23 protein-coding genes are annotated in these 21,379 nt (G+C 74.7%); 17 read left to right on the top strand and 6 right to left on the bottom strand.

The window, feature by feature from the left end; translation table 11 throughout:
• The first annotated feature begins 54 nt into the window (after window positions 1-54).
• Entirely contained in the window at window positions 55-1,005 is a 951-nt protein-coding gene (locus tag ABD358_RS08330) for a cytochrome c oxidase assembly protein (protein WP_344630221.1), read from the top strand.
• 95 nt (window positions 1,006-1,100) lie between these two features.
• Window positions 1,101-1,298, top strand: coding sequence for a hypothetical protein (locus tag ABD358_RS08335; RefSeq protein ID WP_344630371.1), 198 nt, complete (start codon window positions 1,101-1,103; stop codon window positions 1,296-1,298).
• A 91-nt stretch (window positions 1,299-1,389) separates the two neighbouring features.
• Here ABD358_RS08335 and ABD358_RS08340 read toward each other — a convergent pair whose 3' ends face one another.
• On the bottom strand, window positions 1,390-1,788 hold the full coding sequence (locus tag ABD358_RS08340; protein WP_344630222.1) for an SSI family serine proteinase inhibitor: 399 nt from the start codon (window positions 1,786-1,788) through the stop codon (window positions 1,390-1,392).
• A 472-nt stretch (window positions 1,789-2,260) separates the two neighbouring features.
• Between ABD358_RS08340 and ABD358_RS08345 the strand changes: the two genes are divergently transcribed.
• On the top strand, window positions 2,261-4,351 hold the full coding sequence (locus tag ABD358_RS08345; protein WP_344630223.1) for an amylo-alpha-1,6-glucosidase: 2,091 nt from the start codon (window positions 2,261-2,263) through the stop codon (window positions 4,349-4,351).
• A gap of 301 nt (window positions 4,352-4,652) precedes the next feature.
• Entirely contained in the window at window positions 4,653-5,777 is a 1,125-nt protein-coding gene (locus ABD358_RS08350; protein WP_344630224.1) for a glycosyltransferase family 4 protein, read from the top strand.
• A 317-nt stretch (window positions 5,778-6,094) separates the two neighbouring features.
• On the opposite strand, the gene ABD358_RS08355 is transcribed toward ABD358_RS08350, so the two are convergent.
• Window positions 6,095-6,514, bottom strand: a complete 420-nt coding sequence (locus ABD358_RS08355; protein WP_344630225.1) for a CBS domain-containing protein — start codon at window positions 6,512-6,514, stop codon at window positions 6,095-6,097.
• 373 nt (window positions 6,515-6,887) lie between these two features.
• Here ABD358_RS08355 and ABD358_RS08360 point away from each other — a divergent pair, with 373 nt between their 5' ends.
• Window positions 6,888-7,088 carry a cold-shock protein gene (locus ABD358_RS08360; RefSeq protein ID WP_344630226.1) on the top strand — a complete coding sequence of 67 codons (201 nt, stop codon included), beginning with the start codon at window positions 6,888-6,890 and terminating at the stop codon, window positions 7,086-7,088.
• A gap of 105 nt (window positions 7,089-7,193) precedes the next feature.
• Here the strand turns inward: ABD358_RS08360 and ABD358_RS08365 are convergent, their stop codons facing one another.
• Complete coding sequence (locus ABD358_RS08365; protein WP_344630227.1) at window positions 7,194-7,418, bottom strand: DUF5133 domain-containing protein; 225 nt, start codon at window positions 7,416-7,418, stop codon at window positions 7,194-7,196.
• A gap of 271 nt (window positions 7,419-7,689) precedes the next feature.
• Here ABD358_RS08365 and ABD358_RS08370 point away from each other — a divergent pair, with 271 nt between their 5' ends.
• The 5 genes from ABD358_RS08370 to ABD358_RS08390 all read left to right on the top strand — a co-directional run bounded on the left by ABD358_RS08370 (window position 7,690) and on the right by ABD358_RS08390 (window position 12,513).
• Window positions 7,690-9,270: an alpha/beta hydrolase fold domain-containing protein gene (locus tag ABD358_RS08370; RefSeq protein WP_344630228.1), complete on the top strand. Its 1,581-nt coding sequence runs from the start codon at window positions 7,690-7,692 to the stop codon at window positions 9,268-9,270.
• 186 nt (window positions 9,271-9,456) lie between these two features.
• Entirely contained in the window at window positions 9,457-9,657 is a 201-nt protein-coding gene (locus ABD358_RS08375) for a cold-shock protein (RefSeq protein ID WP_344630226.1), read from the top strand.
• Window positions 9,658-9,938: 281 nt separating this feature from the next.
• Complete coding sequence (locus ABD358_RS08380; protein WP_344630229.1) at window positions 9,939-10,349, top strand: DUF6153 family protein; 411 nt, start codon at window positions 9,939-9,941, stop codon at window positions 10,347-10,349.
• Window positions 10,350-10,443: 94 nt separating this feature from the next.
• Complete coding sequence (locus tag ABD358_RS08385; protein WP_344630230.1) at window positions 10,444-11,079, top strand: DUF305 domain-containing protein; 636 nt, start codon at window positions 10,444-10,446, stop codon at window positions 11,077-11,079.
• 702 nt (window positions 11,080-11,781) lie between these two features.
• The gene (locus ABD358_RS08390) at window positions 11,782-12,513 is read left to right on the top strand and encodes a lysophospholipid acyltransferase family protein (protein WP_344630231.1); all 732 of its coding nucleotides are present in this window, start codon (window positions 11,782-11,784) and stop codon (window positions 12,511-12,513) included.
• A gap of 186 nt (window positions 12,514-12,699) precedes the next feature.
• On the opposite strand, the gene ABD358_RS08395 is transcribed toward ABD358_RS08390, so the two are convergent.
• Window positions 12,700-13,350 carry a TetR/AcrR family transcriptional regulator gene (locus tag ABD358_RS08395; protein ID WP_344630232.1) on the bottom strand — a complete coding sequence of 217 codons (651 nt, stop codon included), beginning with the start codon at window positions 13,348-13,350 and terminating at the stop codon, window positions 12,700-12,702.
• A 107-nt stretch (window positions 13,351-13,457) separates the two neighbouring features.
• Between ABD358_RS08395 and ABD358_RS08400 the strand changes: the two genes are divergently transcribed.
• The gene (locus ABD358_RS08400; RefSeq protein WP_344630233.1) at window positions 13,458-14,468 is read left to right on the top strand and encodes an ABC transporter permease; all 1,011 of its coding nucleotides are present in this window, start codon (window positions 13,458-13,460) and stop codon (window positions 14,466-14,468) included.
• Window positions 14,469-14,552: 84 nt separating this feature from the next.
• Here ABD358_RS08400 and ABD358_RS08405 read toward each other — a convergent pair whose 3' ends face one another.
• Window positions 14,553-14,858 (bottom strand): type II toxin-antitoxin system Phd/YefM family antitoxin, encoded by a 306-nt coding sequence (locus ABD358_RS08405; RefSeq protein WP_344630234.1) that lies wholly within the window; start codon window positions 14,856-14,858, stop codon window positions 14,553-14,555.
• 86 nt (window positions 14,859-14,944) lie between these two features.
• On the opposite strand from ABD358_RS08405, the gene ABD358_RS08410 reads away from it, so the two are divergent.
• The 3 genes from ABD358_RS08410 (at window position 14,945) to ABD358_RS08420 (ending at window position 16,536) form a co-directional block, all read left to right on the top strand.
• Entirely contained in the window at window positions 14,945-15,580 is a 636-nt protein-coding gene (locus ABD358_RS08410; protein ID WP_344630235.1) for an ATP-dependent Clp protease proteolytic subunit, read from the top strand.
• Between the two features lie 46 nt (window positions 15,581-15,626).
• Window positions 15,627-15,944: a hypothetical protein gene (locus ABD358_RS08415; RefSeq protein WP_344630236.1), complete on the top strand. Its 318-nt coding sequence runs from the start codon at window positions 15,627-15,629 to the stop codon at window positions 15,942-15,944.
• An 82-nt stretch (window positions 15,945-16,026) separates the two neighbouring features.
• The gene (locus tag ABD358_RS08420) at window positions 16,027-16,536 is read left to right on the top strand and encodes a DUF6328 family protein (protein WP_344630237.1); all 510 of its coding nucleotides are present in this window, start codon (window positions 16,027-16,029) and stop codon (window positions 16,534-16,536) included.
• Between the two features lie 230 nt (window positions 16,537-16,766).
• On the opposite strand, the gene ABD358_RS08425 is transcribed toward ABD358_RS08420, so the two are convergent.
• The gene (locus tag ABD358_RS08425; protein WP_344630238.1) at window positions 16,767-17,939 is read right to left on the bottom strand and encodes an 8-amino-7-oxononanoate synthase; all 1,173 of its coding nucleotides are present in this window, start codon (window positions 17,937-17,939) and stop codon (window positions 16,767-16,769) included.
• A gap of 146 nt (window positions 17,940-18,085) precedes the next feature.
• Between ABD358_RS08425 and bioB the strand changes: the two genes are divergently transcribed.
• The 3 genes from bioB (at window position 18,086) to bioD (ending at window position 21,378) form a co-directional block, all read left to right on the top strand.
• Window positions 18,086-19,255 carry a biotin synthase BioB gene (gene bioB / locus ABD358_RS08430; protein WP_344630239.1) on the top strand — a complete coding sequence of 390 codons (1,170 nt, stop codon included), beginning with the start codon at window positions 18,086-18,088 and terminating at the stop codon, window positions 19,253-19,255.
• Window positions 19,248-20,585 carry an adenosylmethionine--8-amino-7-oxononanoate transaminase gene (locus ABD358_RS08435; protein ID WP_344630240.1) on the top strand — a complete coding sequence of 446 codons (1,338 nt, stop codon included), beginning with the start codon at window positions 19,248-19,250 and terminating at the stop codon, window positions 20,583-20,585. The genes bioB and ABD358_RS08435 overlap by 8 nt, the downstream gene beginning before the upstream one ends.
• A gap of 70 nt (window positions 20,586-20,655) precedes the next feature.
• Window positions 20,656-21,378, top strand: a complete 723-nt coding sequence (gene bioD / locus ABD358_RS08440; protein WP_344630241.1) for a dethiobiotin synthase — start codon at window positions 20,656-20,658, stop codon at window positions 21,376-21,378.
• The last annotated feature ends 1 nt before the right edge of the window (window position 21,379 follow it).

Raw genomic sequence — 21,379 nt, forward strand, 5'->3', positions numbered from 1 at the left:
GGGGGCGGTCCTACCCTGGTTCGAGCGGATCGGCACGAATCGGGAGAGCTGCGGATGGACCACGACGGACACGGCATGACGGCGGATCTTCCGCCCTTCACCCTCGAACGTGGCCTGGAGTTCTCCGGCGAGCCGTTCTTCCTGGCCGGCAGCCTGCTCGCGCTGCTGCTCTACGGCTGGGGAGTCGTACGGCTGCGGCGGCGCGGCGACGCCTGGCCCGTGGGCCGCGCGGTCTCCTTCGCGCTGGGCGTGCTGACGGTCGCGCTGGTGATGTGCACCGCGCTCAACGACTACGGCATGGTGCTGTTCAGCGTCCACATGGTGCAGCACATGGTGATCAGCATGCTGTCGCCGATCCTGGTGCTGCTGGGCGCCCCGGTGACGCTGGCGCTGCGGGCGCTGCCGGCCGCCGGGCGGGGACGCAAGGGCCCCCGCGAATGGCTGGTGGCCCTGCTGCACAGCCGGTACATGCGGGTGATCACGCATCCGGGGTTCACCATCCCCATGTTCATCGCGAGCCTGTACGCGCTGTACTTCACCCCTCTGTTCGACTTCCTGATGGGCTCCAGGCCCGGACACATCGCGATGATGGTGCACTTCCTGGCGGTGGGGCTGATCTTCTTCTGGCCGATCATGGGAGCCGACCCGGGCCCGCACCGCCCCGGCTACGTGATGCGGATCCTGGAGCTGTTCGCCGGCATGCCCTTCCACGCCTTCTTCGGCATCGCGCTGATGATGGCGAGCACGCCGCTGGTGACCACCTACGCGGACCCGCCGGCCTCGCTCGGCGTCACCGCGCTCGACGACCAGCAGACGGCGGGCGGCATCGCCTGGGCGTTCAGCGAGATTCCGTCGGTCATCGTGCTGATTGCCCTGCTCATTCAGTGGTACTTCTCCGAGCAGAGGCAGGCTCGGCGGAGCGACCGGGCCGCCGACCGCGACGGCGACCGCGAGCTGGCGGCCTACAACGACTACCTGGCGTCGCTCCAGGCCCGCGGCCGGTGACCCGGCGCCGCGGCCGGGGTGCTCGGCGCCCCGGCCGCGGCGGGAGCGCTCCGCCCGGTCCGCCTGCCGACGGTGTCGGGAGGAGGGTGTGAGCGATGCCTGAGAGGGCGCCCGAGAGGACGAGGACGAGGCCCCTGCCGGAGAGGGCGAAGGCCATGGCGGTGACCACGGTGGCCGCCCTGGTGCTGGTGACCGCCTACTCCGTCGCCCTGGGCGGCAACGGCTGGCTGTGGTTCGCCTGGGTGGTGCTGGGGCTGGCCACCCTGGGCCTGGTCACGGCGCGGGAGCGCTGAACGGTACGGGCGGGACACGGTGTGTGTCCCGCCCGTCGGTCTTTCCCGGGGTGCCTCCCCGGACCTCCCCGGGACTGCCCGGGGAGGCGGGTCAGAAGTCGAACACGGCCCCGGTCTTCCGGACGAGGGCGCAGGTGCTGGGGTACTTCCCCTGCCAGGAGATCCGGACGTCCCGCCAGGTTCCCGTGGCGGAGGCGGTCACCGGCGCGTGGTGCGCCGTGCAGTGCTGCTCCCGTTCGGGCAGCGCCCGCATCCTGCCCCCGGCCTGGTCGAGGAGGATGCAGGCCTCGTCCGCCCGGGGGTGGGGGCCGTCCTGGTCGGGGCAGGTCAGCAGCACACCCCGGATCCAGGTGTTCCCGGCGTCGGAGATGGTCAGGAAGATCTCGCCGTGGGGCTGCGCCGGCTCGGTGGCGCGCGTGGCGGACGCCGGGACGAGGGCGAGAAGCGCGGCGGCGGCCGCGGCGGCGAAGGTTCGGGGGCGCGGGAACATGACGACTCTCCTCGGGACGGGCACGGTTCGGGGGTGAGCGCGATTGCGCCGACCAGGTCACCGCACCGCCCCGCCGCGGGCAAGCGTCCGCGCCCGCACCGTCACCCCGCCGGCGGAGGACGCTCCCCTGCCCGGGTGACGACCCCGGCGGCTCCCGGAGGCTCCCCGGCGGCCTGCGGAGCCGGGACGGCCCTCCCCCGGCGGCCCGTACGCCGATCGCGCCTCAGTTCCCTCCGCGCCGTTCCGCTGCCATGGAATCTTGCAGGAAACTTGCGCGACGCCTTATAAAGATGGTGATCGTCCCGGAGGGTCCGCCAGGACACCGACACCGCGTCCGCTCGCCGTCCGCTCGCCTGTCGCCGGGGTGTCCGCCGGACTTTCCGCATTCGGCTCGCACTGGACTTTCCAGGTTCGACTTGTGGGAGGGTGATCGATGGCGGAGGGGTGGACTTTCGCCGGAGAATCCGCGCGGGTGGACACCGGCGCGGTCACGCTCATCGAGGGTTCGTCGTTCTGTCTGTCCGAACCGGGCGGTGACATCGCCTCCGGGACACCCCAGGGCCTCTTCTACCGCGACACCCGCATCCTGTCGTCCTGGCGTCTGCGACTGGACGACGAGGAGATCGAACCGCTGTCCGTGATGGTCCCCGAGCCGTACCGGGCGGTCTTCCTCGGCCGCGCCCGGCCCCGGCCGGGGCAGGCGGAGGCGACGATCCTGGTGGAGCGGCGGAGGTTCGTCGGCGCCGGCATGCGCGAGGACGTGGTGCTGCGCAACCTCGGCAACGAGGCCGCGGCCTGCGTGCTCACCCTCCGCGCGGAGGCCGACTTCGCCGACCTGTTCGAGGTGAAGGAGGGCCGGGTCCGTCTCCAGGGCCAGCACGGCGTGGAGCACGGGGACGGGGTCCTGGCACTGTCGCGCCAGTGGCGCGGGCAGAGCCGCGGGGTCCGGCTCGCCGCCGAGGGGGCCACCGGCGCGCCGGGCTCGCTCACCTTCCGGGTCGTCGTGCCGCCGCGCGGCACCTGGGAGAAGTCCGTCCTGGTCACCCCGCTGGTGGACGGGGTCGAGACGCCGACGTCCTTCCCGCTGGAGCGGCCGGTGGAGCAGGCCGGGCCGGTGGTGCGCAACACCGAGTGGCTGGAGACCGGCCCCAAGGTGTCGGTGGGCGACGAGGCGCTGGCGGCGACGCTGAGCCGCAGCCGCCGCGACCTGGGCGCGCTGCGCATCTTCGACCCGGAGCTCCCGGACACCCCGGTGGTGGCGGCCGGCGCGCCGTGGTTCATGGCGCTGTTCGGCCGGGACTCGATCCTCACCGCGCTGATGTCGCTGCCGACCGATCCCCGGCTGGCCCTCGGCACCGCCCAGGTCCTCGCCCGCTACCAGGGCCGCCGGGAGGACCCGATGACCGAGGAGGAGCCCGGCCGGATCCCGCACGAGCTGCGCTTCGGCGTGGACGCCTCGCTGGTGCTGGGCGGCAACGTCTACTACGGGACCGTCGACGCCACCCCCCTGTTCGTCGTCCTCCTGGGCGAGCTGCTGCGCTGGGGCGCCGACCCGGCCGCCGTACGGGCGCTGCTGCCGCACGCCGACCGGGCGCTGGAGTGGATCGAGCGGTACGGGGACCGCGACGGCGACGGGTTCGTGGAGTACCGGCGCGCCACCGACCGGGGCCTGGTCAACCAGGGCTGGAAGGACTCCTGGGACGGCGTCAACAGCGCCGACGGGCGCATCGCGGAGCCGCCGATCGCCCTGGCCGAGGTGCAGGGCTACGTCCACGCCGCCTACCTGGCGCGCGCCCTGCTGGCCGAGGACGCCGGGGACACCGCCGGCGCCTCGCGCTGGCGGGACAAGGCCCGCGATCTCCGGCGCCGGTTCAACGAGCGCTTCTGGCTGCCGGACAAGGGCTGGTACGCGATGGCGCTGGACGGCGACAAGCGGCCCGTCGACTCCCTGGCCTCCAACATGGGCCACTGCCTGTGGAGCGGCATCGTGGACGCCGAGCGGGCCCCGCGCGTCGCCGAGCACCTGCTGTCCCCGGAGCTGTTCAGCGGCTGGGGGGTGCGGACCCTGGCCACCTCCATGGCCGCGTACAACCCGATGAGCTACCACAACGGCTCGGTGTGGCCGCACGACAGCGGCATCGCGGCCGCCGGGCTGATGCGCTACGGCTTCACCCGGCACGCCCGGCGCGTGGCCACCGCCGTGTTCGACGCGGCGGCGGCGTTCGGCGGCCGGCTGCCGGAACTGCTGTGCGGCTTCGACCGCGCCGAGTACGACCTGCCGGTGCCGTACCCGGCGTCGTGCTCGCCCCAGGCGTGGGCGTCGGCCACCCCGCTCCACCTGCTGAGGGTGCTCCTGGGCGCCGAGGCGTGCCTGCCCCACGGGCGGCTGCGCGTCGCCCCGGCCCTGCCGTCCCGTTTCGGACCGCTGCGCGTGGAGGACCTGCCGCTCGGCGACGCGCGGGTGCGCATCGAACTGCGCGACGGCCGGCTGGACGTGGACGGCCTGCCGGACGGGGTGAAGCTGACGGACGAGCCGTGCCCGTGCTCGGTGGCGGGGGGCTGATCCCTCCCCGCGGGCCCTGCCGCTTCCCCGCGGCCCCGGCAGCGCCCCGGCCCGTCCCCGGCGGTCCGGTCTCCCGTGCTCGCGGCCTCCGCCGTCCGGAGCCCGGGCGGACCGGACCTCCCGGACCGTCCGAACCACCTGAACCGTCCGAACCACCCGAACCGCCCGAAGGAGAACGGCCCCGCCGCAGCCCGCCGTCCCGGCCGCGCACGTCCCCGTCGTCCCCGTCGTCCCCGTCGTCCGGACCGCCCGGACCGTCCGGTCCGCCCGGACAGCCGACGCGAGCAAAGGAGGAGTCGAGTTGAGCAACCGGTCGCTTCGCATCGCCATGATCGCGCCGCCGTGGTTCGACCTGCCCCCGCGCGGTTACGGGGGCATCGAGGCCATGTGCGCGGACCTGGTCGACGCGCTGGTCGCACGGGGGCACCAGGTGACGCTGGTCGCGGCCGGGCGCAACGGCACCCGGGCGCGGATGGTGCGCACCTACGACGTGCCGCAGGGCCCGCGGCTGGGCGAACCGCTTCCGGAGGTGCTGCACGCCGCGGCCGCCGGGCGGATCCTCGACGGCCTCGACGTCGACGTGGTCCACGACCACTCCCTGGCCGGGCCGCTGCTGGCCCGCGGCCGGAACGTCCCCACGGTGGTCACCGTCCACGGCCCGGTCGAGGGGGAACCCGGGGAGTACTACCGGCACCTGGGCGACAGCGTGCACCTGGTGGCCATCTCCGACGCCCAGCGGCGCCCGGCGCCCGACCTCAACTGGTGCGGCACCGTGTACAACGCCCTCCGTCCCGAGGACTTCCCCTTCCGCCCGGAGAAGGAGGACTGGGTCCTCTTCCTCGGACGCTGCACCCCGGACAAGGGCATGCACCTGGCGATCGACGCCGCACGCGCCGCCGGGCGGGGGATCCGTCTGGCCGCCAAGTGCAGCGAACCGGCGGAACACGCCTACTTCGAGGCGGAGATCGAGCCGCGTCTGGGTCCCGGCGTCGAGTGGCTGGGCGAGGTCGGGGGCGAACGCAAGAAGGACCTGCTGGCCAGGGCCCGCTGCCTGCTGTTCCCCCTGCAGTGGGAGGAGCCCTTCGGCATGGTGATGATCGAGGCCATGGCCTGCGGCACCCCGGTCGTCACCCTGCGCCGCGGCTCGGTGCCCGAGGTCGTGGAGGACGGCGCGACGGGCCTGGTGCGCGACGATCCGGCCGAGCTGCCCGAGGCCCTGGAGGCCGTCGGCGGGCTGGACCCGGCGCGGTGCCGCAAGAGCGTCGTCGAGCGGTTCCGCCCGGAGATCATGGCGGCCGGATACGAGGTGGTCTACCGCCGGGCGATCGCCGCGCACGGCGGCGACCCGCGGGACGTGCCGCCGGAGCCGGACGGCTCCCTGGCCGACGCCGTGAACGCGGGCGCGGGCATGCAGCCCGTGGCCTGACCGGCCTCTCCCGCCGCCGTTCCCGGGCCGGGTCCCGCCGCGCACGGCGGCGGGACCCGGCCCTTCCCCGTCACCGGCCGACGGCGGCCAGGCCTGTTCGCGGCTCCGGCGCAGCAGGGCGCCGGGACCGCCCGCGGGCAGGTCCCCGGTGCCCCCGTCCTCCTCGTCCGGCAGAGGCTGGAGGGGGCAGGAGGAGGCTCGCAGGGCACGGCGGAGTCCTGCCGGTGGCGGGCGGGGCCGACCCGCCGGCCGACCGGGGAAGGGCTCCCCGTTCGCCGTCGCGGCGGGCGGCCGGTTCGGCGCGGCACGGCGCGGGGTCAGCGGTTGGCCTCGGTGGCGCTGATGTCGCCGAGCGCGGATCCCCTGTCCCGCTCGACGGCGAGGTCGCCGATGCTGACCACCCCCACCAGTGCCTCGCCGTCCAGGACCGGCAGCCGGCGCAGCGCGTGCTCCCGCATCAGGCGCACGGCTTCCTCGATCCCGTCGTCCGGGGCGCAGGTCACCAGGTCGGTGCTGCACACGTCCTGCGCCGGGGTGGCCTCCACGTCGCGGGCGTCGGCCATGGCCCGTACCACCAGGTCGCGGTCGGTCACCAGGCCGCGCAGCCGGTCGCCCTCGGCGACCAGCACGTCGCCGATGTCCTCCTCCCGCATCAGGCGGGCGACCTCGACGATCGGGGTCCGCGGGGCGACGGTGGTGGGGTCGGCCGTCATGATCTCGCTGATCTGCTGGGTCATCGGCTTCTCCAATGCGCTGTCGGGACGGCCCGGCGGCGTGTGCCGCCGGCGGGCCGCGAGTACCCGGCAGCTCCCCCGCGATGTCCGCCCGGGGACGGCGGAGTCCTCATGTACGGCCTCCGGCCGCGGCACCGCCCCGCCCGGGGTTCTCGCCGGTTCTCGTCGAGGGGTGGGGTGGGGGGAATGATTCCGGGAACGGTGGTGTTGTACCGGCCGGCTGCAGTTTCTGTGTGTTTGCGTTTTCCACACGCTCGCGAAGAACGCTGTCGCGGGCGCCGCCTTCCTTCAGGAGTCTGGAGAAGCCGCGTCCGGCACCGGCCCGGCCCCCGCACGGTGCGGGGACCGCACCCCCAGCCCTGACAAGGAGCAGAACATGACCCAGGGAACCGTCAAGTGGTTCAACGCCGACAAGGGCTTCGGCTTCATCGCCCGCGAGGACGGACCGGACGTCTTCGTCCACTACTCCGAAATCGACGCCTCCGGCTTCCGCAGCCTGGAGGAGAACCAGCGCGTGGAGTTCGAGGTGGTCCAGGGCCCCAAGGGCCCGCAGGCCACCGCCGTCCGCCCGATCTGACCCCCGGCGGACCACCACCCCACCAGGGCCGGCACCCCCACGGGCGCCGGCCCTCACCACACCCCGCCCACCCGGAACCACCCGCGGGCGGCAGGACCCGCGGTCTCAGGCGGGAAGCGCGGCTCCGCCGGCGGAAGCGTCCGCCAGCCGGGTGCGGGCCGCCGCCAGGGCGGCCTCCACGTCCCGCGTGCCGGTCGAGACGCACAGAGTGTGGGCGACGTCCTCCATCCGCTGCCGTACCTCGGGGCCGCCTGCTTCGGCGTTCAGCGCCACGAGGGTCTCGTACTGCTCCAGCAGGTTGCCCAGGACCGCGGGGTGGGCCATCAGCACGGCAGGTCTCCTCCTTCGCCCGTCGAGGTACCGGAACGCTCCGGTCGGCCCACCTGCTACCCCGTGTCCCTTCCGGCACTCCTGTCACATTCCCGCAGGTCTCCCCGGGAGGATCCGCCGGCGGGAGCCCGGGTCCGTCCGGGCCCGCGGGGACGTCCTCCGGCAGCGGTTGCGCCGAAGGTGGGCGCGGAGCATGTTCCTCGCGCGAGGAGGTACCTCTCCGGGGCCGCATCCCGGCGGCCGGACGCACCTTCCTCGGAGGAGTTGACACGTGGCCCTCTCCTACCCCACCCAGCCCGGCGACATCGACCGCCTGATCGCCGACGACCACGCGATCGTGGAGAGACAGTTCCAGCATCTGGAAGCGGGCAGGGGCGACCGGCGGGCTCTCGCCGACCGGATCGGCTTCGAGCTCTCCCTGCACGCCTTCGCCGAGGAGACCGTTCTCTACCCGCTCTGGCTCGACCTGGGCATGGAGGGCGCCAACCGCGACGCCCGGAACGAGCACCACGGCATGAAGGAACTGCTCACCGCCCTCGACAGCACCGAACCGGGCGAGGCCGATTTCGAGCGGGCGCTGACCGGGCTCATGGCCCTGGTGCGCCACCACGTCGCCGGCGAGGAGGGGGAGGAACTCCCGGCGTTCCGCTCCAGAGTGGGCCCCGAGAGGATGGCCGAGCTCGGCAGGCGGTTCATCGCCGCCAAGCGGCAGGCGCCGCCCGCCCCTCACCCGAACGCGCCCGACAGCGGCGGCATCACCGAGCAGGCCGCCGCCGCGCTGGCCAAGCCCCTGGACGAGTCCAGGGCCGCCGCGTCCGGCAAGCGGAAGCGGCTGCTCACCGACGCGTCCGGACTGCTGGACCCTCAGGCTCAGGCCGTCGTCGACGCGTACGCGGCTCTGGAACCCCTCCCCCTCGAAACCCTCACCCCGGGTCTGGCCCGCGAACAGCCCGGTCCCGGTGCCGCCATCAGGAGGGCGATGGAGGCCAAGGGGATCATCGGCCCCGAGCCGGTCGGGTCGGTGGAGGAGCTGAGGATTCCCGACGCGGCCGGCGGCGACCAGACCCTGCGCGTCTACACCCCCGCCGACCCGCCCGCCGGCCCGCTGCCCGTCGTCATGTGGATCCACGGCGGCGGCTGGGTGCTGTTCGACACCGACACCTACGACGCCTCCTGCCGGGGGCTGGCCAACAGGGCCGGTGCGATCGTGGTGTCGCCCGACTACCGGCGCGCGCCGGAGGCGCCCTTCCCCGCATCCCACGACGACGTTCTGACCGCCTACCGCTGGACGGTCGCCAACGCCTCCCGGTTCGGCGGCGACCCGGAGCGCATCGGCATCGGCGGGGAGTCGGTCGGCGGCGCCATGGCACCCGCGACGGCCATGCAGCTCGCCGCCGCCGGGGAACCGGTTCCCCGGGCGCAGGTCTGCGTCTACCCCCTGACGACCGTCGAGCAGTACGGGGAGTCGATGGAGGACGCCGCGGACGGCAGGCCCCTCAGCCGGGCGCTGCTGAGCTGGATGATGACGCACGCCTTCGAGGGCAGGCCCGACGCCGTGGAGGACCCCCGGGTCGACCTCCTCGGGCTGCCGCCCGACCGGCTCGCGGTCATGCCCCCGACCCTGGTGATCACAGCGGAACGCGATGTCCTGCGGGACCAGGGCGAGGAGTTCGCGCGCCGTCTGCGAAGCGCCGGGGTGCCCACGACCCTCACCCGCTACGACGGAGTGATGCACGAGTTCTTCGGCGCCTCGGCCGTCCTGGACAAGGCCGGCCGGGCGCAGCGGCAGGCGGCCGAGCACTTCACCCGCGCGTTCGCCGGTTCTCGTCGAGGGGTGGGGTGGGGGGAATGATTCCGGGAACGGTGGTGTTGTACCGGCCGGCTGCAGTTTCTGTGTGTTTGCGTTTTCCACACGCTCGCGAAGAACGCTGTCGCGGGCGCCGCCTTCCTTCAGGAGTCTGGAGAAGCCGCGTCCGGCACCGGCCCGGCCCCCGCACGGTGCGGGGACCGCACCCCCAGCCCTGACAAGGAGCAGAACATGACCCAGGGAACCGTCAAGTGGTTCAACGCCGACAAGGGCTTCGGCTTCATCGCCCGCGAGGACGGACCGGACGTCTTCGTCCACTACTCCGAAATCGACGCCTCCGGCTTCCGCAGCCTGGAGGAGAACCAGCGCGTGGAGTTCGAGGTGGTCCAGGGCCCCAAGGGCCCGCAGGCCACCGCCGTCCGCCCGATCTGACCCCCGGCGGACCACCACCCCACCAGGGCCGGCACCCCCACGGGCGCCGGCCCTCACCACACCTCCGGGCCGACGGTGGTCCGCCGATACTGCTCGCGGCCACGGCACCGGCTGCCCGCAGGCCGCGCGGCGCGATGCGGCACGGACTCCGCGGACGGCCCGAGCGGGACGGACGGCCGCGCACGCCGTGACGGACCCGGCGGAAGCGACGCCGGTGACGCCCCCCCACCATCGCGGCAGCCCGTGACCGCCCCGCGCGATGGGTCCCTAGAATCGATCGCATGAACCGGCGTCCGCGCTCCGCCCTCCGCGCACCAGGGGCGCGGGAGCGGCTGATGCTGCTGGTCCTGGCGGTACTGACGGGCCTGGTGGCGATGCACGGGCCGGCCACGGTCGGTTTGCCGGGCGGGTCCCACACCCGGCCCGCCGACGTGCACGCCATGCCCGCGTCCGCCATGGCACCCGACGACGCCGAGTGCGTGCACTCCCCGCACGGGACGGAGGGTCACCCGCACCACGCGGATTCCGTCTGCGCAGCCGCCGGCGTCTCCGGCCCGCCGGTCCTGCCCGCTCTCTCCGCCTCCGCGGTCACCACGGCGGCCGGCGCCCTCGCCGTGCCCCGAGTCCCGGCGGACTCGCTCGGCGGCCGTGCGCCGCCGTCCCTGAGCGAACTGCAACTCCTGCGCATATAGGACCGCCCGGCGCGCGCCGCCGCCCCCACCGGGGACGGTCGCCGCGTCCTGCCGTGCCCTTTCCGTACTTCACGCAGCAGGAGTTCGCACCACCATGACCGCATACCGTTCCGCCCTGCGCCGGGCCGCCGCCGCGGCGGCGGTGACCATGGCGGCCTCCGTCGCTCTGGCCGCCTGCGGCAGCGACGCCGCCTCCACCGGTCACGCGGGCCACGGCAAGCCCTCCGCCGGCGCCTCGGCCCCGGCTTCCGCCGGCGAGCACAACGCCGCCGACGTCTCCTTCGCCCAGGGGATGATCCCCCACCACCGACAGGCGCTGGAGATGGCCGGCCTCGCCGCGACCCGAGCCGCGTCCCAGGAGGTCAAGGACCTGGCGGCCGAGATCGAGAGGGCCCAGCAGCCGGAGATCGACACCCTCACCGGCTGGCTGGAGTCCTGGGGCGAGGACGTCCCCGCCGGAGGAAGCACGGATCACTCCGGCCACTCCGGCCACGGCATGACCGGGATGATGAGCCCCGAACAGATGGAGAAGCTCGAGAAGTCCTCCGGAAAGGAGTTCGACACCGCCTTCCTGGAGATGATGATCGAACACCACAAGGGCGCCGTGGCCATGGCCGAGGCCCAGAGGGAGAACGGCTCCCACGGCCCGGCCAAGTCCATGGCCGACGAGATCGTCACCACCCAGGGCGACGAGATCGACAGGATGAACGAGCTCCTCGGCAAGGAGTGATCCGAAAGTGACGCTCCGGGGGCGCCGGGACCCGTACTACACGGATCGCGGCGCCCCCGGACACAGCGCTTCCAACGCCGGAGGGCCGGTTCCCGCATGTCCCGCCGGTGCGGGGCGCGGAAGTCCGATCGCGTGTGCGCGGCCCCGGGACCGGGGAACGGGAGGGAGCACGGCCCCGGGCCGAGATCATGCCGCGCACCGCGCCGGCGCCCCGCACGGACGTTCGTCTTCGGTCGCGCGGCGCCCCGCGCACGGCTCCTTCGCATGGGCGCCGAAGACGGCCGCCCCCGCTCGGACGGCCGGGCGCGGGATTCCGCGATCCGCGTCTTCCGAGTGGGAACGCCCCGGTCATCGCCGCTTTCGGGCCCGGCGCACGGGCCGGTGCCGGCCGCGAGGCCGCCGGAGGCCCCCGGCCTCGGGGCGTCGGCGGTGACGGCGCCCATGGGGGGCACCTTGGGGGAGACGCTGTTCGTCCGCGGACCGCGATCGGCCCGACGCCTGCACCGGCAGCGGACGGGTAAGCGTCGGATACGGAACGGAATGGCCTGACAGCTCGTCACAGAAGTCGGCGCCGAGTCGGTACGGGTCCGGCCGGAGGCGGGCGGACGTGCTGGGACCCGCGCCCGCACCTCCGCCCGATCCCCCCTGTGACCTGGAAGAAAGCGGCTCAGAGGTCCACCTTGTAGCGTAGGGAGCCAATCCGTGTTCTACAACGTGCTCAAGTACGTCGTGCTGGGACCGCTGCTGCGGCTGCTGTTCAGGCCCCGGATCGAGGGCCTGGAGAACGTCCCGCAGGAGGGCGCGGCGATCATCGCCGGGAACCACCTGTCGTTCTCCGACCACTTCCTGATGCCCGCGATCCTCAAACGCCGCATCACCTTCCTCGCCAAGGCCGAGTACTTCACCGGGCCGGGGCTGAAGGGCCGGCTGACGGCGGCGTTCTTCCGCAGCGTGGGGCAGATCCCGGTGGACCGCTCGGGCCGCGGCGCCGGTCGGGCGGCGATCGAGGAGGGCCTGAAGGTGCTGCGCGGGGACGAGCTGCTCGGCATCTACCCCGAGGGCACCCGGTCGCACGACGGACGGTTGTACCGGGGCCGGACCGGGGTGGCCGTCATGGCGCTCCGGGCGGGGGTGCCGGTGGTCCCGTGCGCCATGGTGGGCACCTTCGAGATCCAGCCGCCGGGCCGGACCCTGCCGAAGATCGGGCGGGTGACCATCCGCTTCGGCGAGCCCCTGGACTTCTCGCGCTTCGCGGAGATGCACGGTGACCGCACGGTGCTCCGTGCGGTCACCGACGAGATCATGTACGCGATCATGAAGTTGTCCGGTCAGGAGTACGTGGATCTGTACGCCCCCGACGCCAAGGCCGCCCAGGCGGCGGCCCGGCGGAACGGCGAGGGTTCCGGCGCGGCTCCCGGGAACGCCGCTCCCTGAGGTCCCGCGGTGCGGCGGTCCCGGTCCGTGTTCCGGCGACGCCCCCGGCCGGCTCCTCCGGGCGCCGGACGGCGGGGGCGCCCCTCCCGCCGGGCCGGCGGGCCTCCCCGTCCGTGCGGGAGGAGCCGTGCGACCCCTTCCGTCACCGCGGCTCCGGCCCTCCGCTCCGGGGGACGGGGCGCGGGGCTACACCGGCGGGCCCTCCGGGGCGCCGTCCGCACGGCCGGCCGGGTCATCGGGCGGCCTCATCGACGTCAGTGCGAGCAGGCCGTTCTCCAGGTCCGTCACGTCGCCCGCGCCGAAGAGCGCCCGCTGGAGCAGGAATCCCTGGGCGACGCCGATGAGGGTGCGGGCCACCTGGTCGGCCGGGACGTCGTCGCGCATCAGTCCCCGCCGCTGGTACGCCCCGACGATCCTCACCCACGCCTCGCGCACGCGCGCATAGCCCTTGTCCAGGGCCTCGGCCAGCTCAGCGCTGCGCAGCGTCTCCGCCCACACCTGGACCAGCAGCGGCGGCGGGACCCTCTCCTCTTCCCCGTCTCCCAGGACGAGGCGCAGCACCTCGCCGAGGATGCGGCCCGGCGGGGGCGGGTCCTCGGACCGGGAGACGGCCTCGAACGCTCCCCCGACCTCCTCGAAGACCTCCAGGGCGATGGCCGCCACCAGTTCGTCCTTGCTGCGGAAGTAGCGGTAGACCGCGCCGGCCGACAGGCCCGCCTCGCGCAGGACGTCCTGCATGGACGTGGCGTGGAAGCCGTTGCGGGCGAAGCAGCGACGGGCGCCGTCGAGGATCTGGCGGCGACGGGCGTCGAGGTGTTCCTGGGAGACGCGAGCCATGCCCCCAACTTAAAACGAACGTTCATTCTTGACAAGGCGCGGTCCCGGGAGCACGGTGGAAGCGAAATAGAACGAACGATCCTTCTCTCAGAATCGGAGGAGTTCGCATGCCCTCCCCCTCCGCCCCCCGACCCGCTCCGCCCCCGGCCCGCGGCATCGTCCTGATCGCCGTGCTGGTGCCGGTGATCGCCGCCCTCGCCCTGTGGGCCTTCGCCTGGCCCGCCGCCCGCCTCGCCCCCCGTGACCTGCCGGTGGGCGTCGCCGGACCCGCCGCCGCGACGGCCCCGCTGGAGCGGAGCCTCGCCGCGCGCGGCGGCGCCTTCGAGGTGCACCGCTACGCCGGCGAGGCCGCGGCCCGCGAGGCGATCGAGAACCGGGAGGTCTACGGGGCCGTGGTCGTCTCCGCAGGCGGTCCGGAGCTGCTCACCGCCTCCGCCGCGAGCCCCGCGGTCGCCCAGCTGCTGCGGGAGGCGGTCGCCGGGCAGGCGCCGCCCGGCACCGAGGTCCGCGTCACCGATGTCGTCGCCGCTCCCCCCTCCGACCCGCGCGGCGCGGCGCTCGGCGCGAGCCTGCTGCCCCTGTCCCTGGCGGGTGTCGCGACCGGTGTCCTGGTGTGGCGGTTCGGACTGCGCGGGCCGTACGCCCCGGCCGCGCTCCTGGCGGCGGCCGCCCTGGCGGGCGCCGTCGCGGCGGCGCTGGGCCACGGCTGGCTGGGCGTCCTCACCGGCGACTGGTGGGCGGAGGCCGGAACGCTCGCCCTGGCCGTCCTCGCGGTCGGCTCGGCGGTGGCCGGGCTCGCGGCCCTGCTGGGCCCGGCGGGCATCGGACTGGGCGCCCTGACGGTGGTCCTGCTGGGCAACCCGTTCTCCGGGGCCGCCTCGGCGCCCGAACTCCTGCCGGAGCCGGCGGGAGCGCTCGGCCAGTGGCTGCCCCCGGGCGCGGCCGGCACGGCGCTGCGCTCGGTGGCGTACTTCGACGGCCACGGCGCCGCCGGACCGGTACTGGTGCTGGCGCTGTGGTCGGCGTTCGGGCTGGCCGCGCTCGCACTCGGGCGGCGGCGCGGCGCACCGGGCCCCGACGGGACCGCGCGGGCGCGCTCCCCTCTTCCGGCGGCCTGAGCCGCCGGACCGCGAACAGGCCGCGCGTCACCGTCCCGGTGGCCGCGGCCCTTCCGTGTTCCCGGCCTTCCCGTGTTCCCGGCCCTACACGCCCCGGTGGCCGGGGCGCCGGTCCCCGGCGGGCGGTCCGGGGTGGTGGGCCGCGATGCCGAAGCGGCTCCGTTCGCCCGCAGCGGACGGCACCTCCCGCACGGCCGAGACCGTGCTGATCACCTCGTCCTGCGCAGGCGCTTCCTGCTTCTCCAGTCGTTCCAGGTCAGCGGCGGTGACCAGGGCCACCAGCGGCTTCCCGTGACGTGTCACCACCACCCGCTCGCCGCCGTACACCACTCGGTTGATCAGGTCGGCGAGCTCAGCGCGGGCTTGCGTCACCGGAATTTCGTAGGCCATGCTCCAGCATAAACATATGTACGTCCTGTACATTTTGTACGCGGACTCGTCCGGCCTGCCCACCGGACCGACGAAGGGACCCGCTCATGGACCGTCCGACCGCCCGTCACGTCCTGCCCGAGTTCACCGAGCGCACCGCCTACGGATTCCGGACCGTGGATCCGTACTCCAAGCTGCTGGAGGAGCGCATCGTCATCCTGGGCACCCCGATCGACGACGCCTCCGCCAACGACGTCATGGCGCAGCTCATACACCTGGAGCACGCCGCGCCCGAGCGGGACATCTCGCTCTACATCAACTCCCCCGGCGGCTCCTTCACCGCGATGACCGCGATCTACGACACGATGCGGTTCGTCTCCTGCGACATCGAGACCGTCTGCCTGGGCCAGGCCGCCTCCGCCGCGGCCGTCCTGCTCGCGGCGGGCACCCCCGGAAAGCGCCTGGTCCTGCCCGGCTCGCGGGTGCTGATCCACCAGCCCTCCCTCGCCGAACCGGTCCAGGGGCAGGCCGGGGACCTGGAGGTCCACGCCCGGGAGATGCTGCGCACCCGGGAGAAGCTGGAGGAGATGCTCGCCCTCCACACGGGCCGGCCCGTGGAGCGGGTCCGGCAGGACGTCGAGCGGGACCTGTTCCTCGACGCCGAGGGCGCGGTGGACTACGGGCTCGCGGACCGGCTGACGGCCACGCGCAAGACGCCCCCCGCCATGCGCGCGGCCGGGTGACCGCCGGACGACCGCCCGACGTCCCGGACGAGAGGAGTCGAGGGCCGTGCTGCCTCCCGAACTGCCGCCCCTGCCCGCCCTGACCCGGGCCGAGGCCGACCTGGTCGACCGCTACCTGGAGGTGGTCGACCTCCTGGGCAGGATCAACCCGGCCCGGGGCCGCGACACCTACGGCGCCCTGCGCGCCGCCCAGGCGCTGGTCGGCCGGGCGGTCGCGCTGCGGGACGCGCTGACCGTGATGCACGACCGCGGCGAGGCCGAGATCCACGCGGCCACCCTGGCGCGGGCGCTGCGCGTGCTGGACGGTCCACGGCGCGCCTCCCTGGTCTCTCCGCCGCCCGGGCCGGACAGCCGGCCGGGCTGAGCGGGGCCGTGCCGGTGCGCGGATCCGCCGCGCGCCGGCCCCGTGCGCGTGGGGTCGTGGCGGGAGGGCTACCCGCGACGGCATGAGCTACCGCCGCGAGACGTCCCTGGAGCGCGACGACCGCAACTTCGTCGAGCTGCTCCAGGAACTGCGGGTCGTCCAGACCGGCGTCCAGATCCTCTTCGCCTTCCTCCTCACGCTCGCCTTCACCCAGCGCTTCCACGAGCTGGACGGGGTGCAGCGCGGCACCTACGTGACGACGCTGCTCCTGGCCGTCGTCGCGGCCGTCCTGTTCACGGCCCCGGCCGCGCTGCACCGGGCGCTGTTCCGGCGCGGGGTGAAACGGCTGCTGGTCGAGGTGTCCTCGCGGCTGGCCGCCGCCGGGCTGGTGGTGCTCGCCCTCGCGCTGACCGGATCGGTGCTGCTGGTGGTGGACGTGGTGCTGGGCCGGGCCGCGGGGATCGCGGTGGCGGCGTGCGTACTCGCCTTCTGCACGGCGGTGTGGGCCCTGCTGCCCCTGGGGATCCGGCGGTTCAGAACGGGGACTCGCCCGGCGGGGCGGCCCCCGGGGCCGTCGGCAGGGGACCGGTGAGGCCGCCGAGCGCGCGAGCGGCGCGGGGACGGCGCAGCAGGCCGCCGAGCCGGTCCGCCGGCGGGGCCACGGCGGGGAACCACAGCGGTGCCGGCGGTACCGGTCGGCCGCGCGGGCACGACGGCGACGGGTGCTCGGCGAGGACGGCTGCCGGTCGCTCCGCGCCGGTTTCCGCGGTCCGAAGCGGTGAACCTCCCGTGGGGCGCACGGTGTCGCCCCACCCGCCCCGGTCAGGCCGCCGGCGCCGTGCGGACGACGGTGGCGACGGCGGTGCCGAGTTCGGCGTCCGTCAGGTCGGCGCGCGCCGTCAGCCTCAGCCGGGAGACGCCGTCGGGCACCGAGGGCGGCCGGAAGCAGCCCACGGCCAGCCCGGCGTCCCGGCAGTCGGCGGCCCAGTCCAGGGCCGATTCCGGGGAGGGGGCGCGTACGGACACCACGGCCGCGTCCGGGCGGGCGGCGTCCAGACCGGCGGCCGTCAGCCGCTCGTACAGCCCCCTCGCGGCTTCGCGGACGCGGGAGGCCCGTCCGGGTTCGCGGCGCAGCAGTCTCAGCGCCGCGAGGGCGGCGCCGGTGGCGGCCGGGGCCAGACCGGTGTCGAAGACGAAGGTGCGGGCGGCGTTGACCAGGTGGTCGATCACCCGGGCCGGCCCCAGCACGGCGCCGCCCTGGCTCCCCAGGGACTTGGAGAGAGTGACGGTGGCCACCACGTCCGGGTCCCCGGCCAGGCCCGCGGCGTGGAGGGCGCCCCGGCCCCCCTCGCCGAGGACGCCGAGGCCGTGCGCGTCGTCCACCAGCAGCGCGGCGCCGTGCGCGCGGCACACCGCGGCCAGTTCGGGCAGCGGCGCGGCGTCGCCGTCGACGGAGAAGACGGCGTCGGTGACGGCCAGGGCGCGGCCGTGGAAGCCCTCCAGCGCCTTGCGGACGGCGTCGGGGTCGGCGTGCGGGACGACGGCGGTCCCGGCGCGGGACAGGCGGCACCCGTCGATCAGGGAGGCGTGGTTGGCGGCGTCGGAGACCACCAGGGTGCCACGGCCGGTGAGGGCGGTGACGGCCGCGAGGTTGGCGGCGTAGCCGGAGGAGAACACCAGCGCGGCCTCGAAGCCGCAGAAACCGGCGAGTTCCGCCTCCAGTTCGGCGTGCAGTTCGGTGCTGCCGGTGACCAGCCGGGAGCCGGTGGCGCCCGCGCCCCAGCGGCGGGCGGCGTCCGCCGCGGCGGCGGTGACCTCGGGATGCCGGGCCAGTCCCAGGTAGTCGTTGCCGGCCAGGTCGAGCAGCGGGGAGTCGGCGGGGCGGGGGCGCAGGGAGCGCACCAGGCCCGCGCGGCGGCGCCGTTCGCGCTCCTCCTCCAGCCAGCCGAACGGGTCCCCGGGGGCCGGGGAGGAGTTCTGGGGGTCCTGGGGCATGGGCCGTCCCTCGCCTTCCGTCGGGTCCGCCCAAAACTATCCGTGGACGCTCCCGCACAGGGTGTGGCGATCCACACATCTTCCGGGCGGGTGGTTGTGGGATGCGCTCTTGGCCGGGGGCGGCGGCGTAGGACAGGATCTGCGCCATGGACCTGCTGAACACGCTGGTGGACAAGGGGCTGCGGCGCGAGGCGCCCACACGCGACGAGGCGCTGGCCGTGCTGGCCACCTCCGACGACGAACTCCTGGACGTGGTGGCCGCGGCCGGAAAGGTGCGGCGCCACTGGTTCGGCCGGCGTGTGAAGCTGAACTACCTGGTGAACCTGAAGTCGGGGCTGTGCCCCGAGGACTGCTCGTACTGCTCGCAGCGGCTCGGCTCGAAGGCGGACATCCTCAAGTACACCTGGCTGAAGCCGGAGGAGGCCGCCGCCGCGGCCGGCGCGGGCGTGGCCGGGGGCGCCAAGCGGGTCTGCCTGGTGGCGAGCGGCCGCGGTCCCACCGACCGGGACGTGGAGCGGGTCTCGAAGACCATCGCCGCCATCAAGGAGGAGAACGGGGACGTCGAGGTGTGCGCCTGCCTCGGCCTGCTCTCCGAGGGCCAGGCGGAGCGGCTGCGCGCGGCGGGCGCGGACGCCTACAACCACAACCTCAACACCTCCGAGGCGACGTACGGCGACATCACCACCACCCACACCTACGCCGACCGCGTGGAGACGGTCCAGCAGGCGCAGGCGGCGGGCCTGTCGGCCTGCTCGGGGCTGATCGCGGGCATGGGCGAGTCGGACGAGGACCTGGTGGACGTGGTCTTCTCGCTGCGCGAGCTGGACCCGGACTCGGTGCCGGTGAACTTCCTCATCCCCTTCGAGGGGACGCCGCTGGCCAAGGAGTGGAACCTCACCCCGCAGCGCTGCCTGCGCATCCTGGCGATGGTCCGCTTCGTCTGCCCCGACGTGGAGGTCCGGCTGGCCGGCGGGCGCGAGGTGCACCTGCGGTCGATGCAGCCGCTGGCCCTCCACCTGGCCAACTCCATCTTCCTGGGCGACTACCTCACCAGCGAGGGCCAGGCCGGCAGGGCCGACCTGGAGATGATCGCCGACGCGGGCTTCGAGGTGGAAGGGGCCGGCGAGCGGACCCTGCCCGCTCACCGGGCGGACGCCGCGGCCGGCGGCTGCGGGCCGTGCGGCGGTACGAGCGGCACGGACGGTGAGGGAGCCGGCGGTGCCTGCGGGAGCGTCCCGGCGGCCGACCGGGCCCGCACGGACCTGGTGGCCGTGCGGCGGCGGGGCGCGGGAACGGAACTGCCGCCCAATGCCTGACGCGCCCCTCCCCCCGGGCCCCGGGGCGGGCCCGGGGCCCTCCCCCGAGGAGCTGCTCGACCTCGACCGCCGCCACGTCTGGCACCCCTACGGCCCGATGCCGGGCCGCTCCGAGCCGCTGGTGGTCTCCTCCGCCTCCGGTGTCCGGCTGCGGCTGGCGCGGCCCGCGTGGGGCCGCGACGAGCTGGTCGACGGGATGTCGTCGTGGTGGGCGGCGATCCACGGCTACAACCACCCGGTGCTCAACGACGCGGTGCGCGCCCAGCTGGAGCGGATGAGCCATGTGATGTTCGGCGGGCTCACCCACGAGCCGGCCGTGCGGCTGGCCGGGCGGCTGGTGGACATCGCGCCGGAGGGGCTGGAGCACGTCTTCCTCGCCGACTCCGGTTCGGTGTCGGTCGAGGTCGCCGTAAAGATGTGCCTGCAGTACTGGCGTTCGCTCGGCAGACCCGGCAAACGGCGGCTGCTGACCTGGCGCGGCGGCTACCACGGGGACACCTGGCAGCCGATGTCGGTGTGCGACCCGGACGGCGGCATGCACCACCTGTGGTCGGGCGTGCTGCCTCGGCAGGTCTTCGCGGACGCCCCGCCGGACGGCTTCGACGCCGAGCCGGATCCGGCGTACGCGGCGCACCTGCGGGAGCTGGTCGCCGCCCACGCCGACGAGCTGGCCGCGGTGATCGTGGAGCCCGTGGTGCAGGGCGCGGGCGGGATGCGTTTCCACTCCCCCGCCTACCTGCGGGTGCTGCGCGAGGCGTGCGACGAGCACGGCGTGCTGCTGGTGCTGGACGAGATCGCCACCGGCTTCGGGCGGACGGGCGCGCTGTTCGCGTCCTGCCACGCGGAGGTCACCCCGGATGTGATGTGCGTCGGCAAGGCCCTGACCGGCGGCTACCTGACGATGGCGGCGACGCTGTGCACGCCGCGGGTCGCGGAGGGCATCTCGCGGGGCGAGGTGCCGGTGCTGGCCCACGGCCCGACCTTCATGGGCAACCCGCTGGCCGCCGCGGTGGCGGGCGCCTCGCTGGACCTGCTGCTCGGGCAGGACTGGGCGGGCGAGGTGAAGCGGATCGAGACGGGGCTGCGCGAAGGGCTCGCCGGGGCGGCGGGGCTGCCCGGGGTGCGGGACGTGCGGGTGCTGGGGGCGATCGGCGTCGTCCAGCTCGACCACGAGGTGGACATGGCGGCGGCGACCGAGGCGGCCGTCCGCGCGGGCGTGTGGCTGCGGCCGTTCCGCGACCTGGTGTACACGATGCCGCCGTACGTCACCGGCGACGAGGACGTGGCGCGCATCGCGGCCGCGGTGTGCGCGGCGGCGCGTGCGGGCTGAGCGCACGCCGGAACGAAGGGGCCGAAGAGCTCGAAGGGGCTCGGCCAGGGGATCGAGGAGAGGCGCGAGGATGTCGGTGCTGGTCGTCACCGGTACGGGTACGGAGGTCGGCAAGACGGTGGCCACGGCGGCGCTGGCCGCCACCGCCGTGGCGGCGGGCCGCTCGGTGGCCGTGCTCAAACCCGCCCAGACCGGGGTCGCCGAGGGAGAGCCCGGTGACGTGGCCGAGGTGCGGCGGCTGGCCGGGGCGGACGTGACCGCCGTGGAGCTCGCCCGCTACCCCGAGCCGCTGGCGCCGGAGACCGCGGCCCGGCGCGCCGGCCTCCCCCCGGTGCGTCCCGAGGAGGCGGCGGAGGCCGCGCGGCTCCTGGCGAAGGAGCACGATCTGGTGCTGGTCGAGGGCGCGGGCGGGCTGCTGGTGCGCTTCGACGACCGGGGTTCGACGCTGGCCGACGCCGCCCGGCTGCTGGAGGCCCCGGTGCTGGTGGTCGCCGCGGCCGGGCTGGGCACGCTGAACGCCACCGCGCTGACGGCCGAGGCCCTGCGCTCCCGCGGCCTGGAGTGCGCGGGGGTGGTGGTCGGGAGCTGGCCGCGGCAGCCCGACCTGGCGGCCCGCTGCAACCTGGCCGACCTCCCGGTGGCGGCCGGTGCGGCGCTGGCCGGGCTGCTGCCGCAGGGCGCGGGCTCCCTGGACCCGGCGGTGTTCCGGCGGCGGGCCGGGACGTGGCTGGCCCCGGAGTTCGGCGGCGTCTGGGAGGGCGCGGAACCGCCCGCGGCGGCAGACTTGGGGTGAC

Origin of the sequence: Streptomyces glaucosporus (genome assembly GCF_039533345.1) — a bacterium.
Lineage (GTDB): Bacteria > Actinomycetota > Actinomycetes > Streptomycetales > Streptomycetaceae > Streptomyces > Streptomyces glaucosporus.

Bases quoted from the DNA above. Each gene is read 5' to 3' on its own strand.
- ABD358_RS08330 (WP_344630221.1), top strand. From the start codon at position 55: ATGGACCACGACGGACACGGCATGACGGCGGATCTTCCGCCCTTCACC.
- ABD358_RS08335 (WP_344630371.1), top strand. From the start codon at position 1,101: ATGCCTGAGAGGGCGCCCGAGAGGACGAGGACGAGGCCCCTGCCGGAG.
- ABD358_RS08340 (WP_344630222.1), bottom strand. From the start codon at position 1,788: ATGTTCCCGCGCCCCCGAACCTTCGCCGCCGCGGCCGCCGCCGCGCTT.
- ABD358_RS08355 (WP_344630225.1), bottom strand. From the start codon at position 6,514: ATGACCCAGCAGATCAGCGAGATCATGACGGCCGACCCCACCACCGTC.
- ABD358_RS08360 (WP_344630226.1), top strand. From the start codon at position 6,888: ATGACCCAGGGAACCGTCAAGTGGTTCAACGCCGACAAGGGCTTCGGC.
- ABD358_RS08375 (WP_344630226.1), top strand. From the start codon at position 9,457: ATGACCCAGGGAACCGTCAAGTGGTTCAACGCCGACAAGGGCTTCGGC.
- ABD358_RS08380 (WP_344630229.1), top strand. From the start codon at position 9,939: ATGAACCGGCGTCCGCGCTCCGCCCTCCGCGCACCAGGGGCGCGGGAG.
- ABD358_RS08385 (WP_344630230.1), top strand. From the start codon at position 10,444: ATGACCGCATACCGTTCCGCCCTGCGCCGGGCCGCCGCCGCGGCGGCG.
- ABD358_RS08395 (WP_344630232.1), bottom strand. From the start codon at position 13,350: ATGGCTCGCGTCTCCCAGGAACACCTCGACGCCCGTCGCCGCCAGATC.
- ABD358_RS08400 (WP_344630233.1), top strand. From the start codon at position 13,458: ATGCCCTCCCCCTCCGCCCCCCGACCCGCTCCGCCCCCGGCCCGCGGC.
- ABD358_RS08405 (WP_344630234.1), bottom strand. From the start codon at position 14,858: ATGGCCTACGAAATTCCGGTGACGCAAGCCCGCGCTGAGCTCGCCGAC.
- ABD358_RS08410 (WP_344630235.1), top strand. From the start codon at position 14,945: ATGGACCGTCCGACCGCCCGTCACGTCCTGCCCGAGTTCACCGAGCGC.
- ABD358_RS08420 (WP_344630237.1), top strand. From the start codon at position 16,027: ATGAGCTACCGCCGCGAGACGTCCCTGGAGCGCGACGACCGCAACTTC.
- ABD358_RS08425 (WP_344630238.1), bottom strand. From the start codon at position 17,939: ATGCCCCAGGACCCCCAGAACTCCTCCCCGGCCCCCGGGGACCCGTTC.
- bioB (WP_344630239.1), top strand. From the start codon at position 18,086: ATGGACCTGCTGAACACGCTGGTGGACAAGGGGCTGCGGCGCGAGGCG.
- ABD358_RS08435 (WP_344630240.1), top strand. From the start codon at position 19,248: ATGCCTGACGCGCCCCTCCCCCCGGGCCCCGGGGCGGGCCCGGGGCCC.
- bioD (WP_344630241.1), top strand. From the start codon at position 20,656: ATGTCGGTGCTGGTCGTCACCGGTACGGGTACGGAGGTCGGCAAGACG.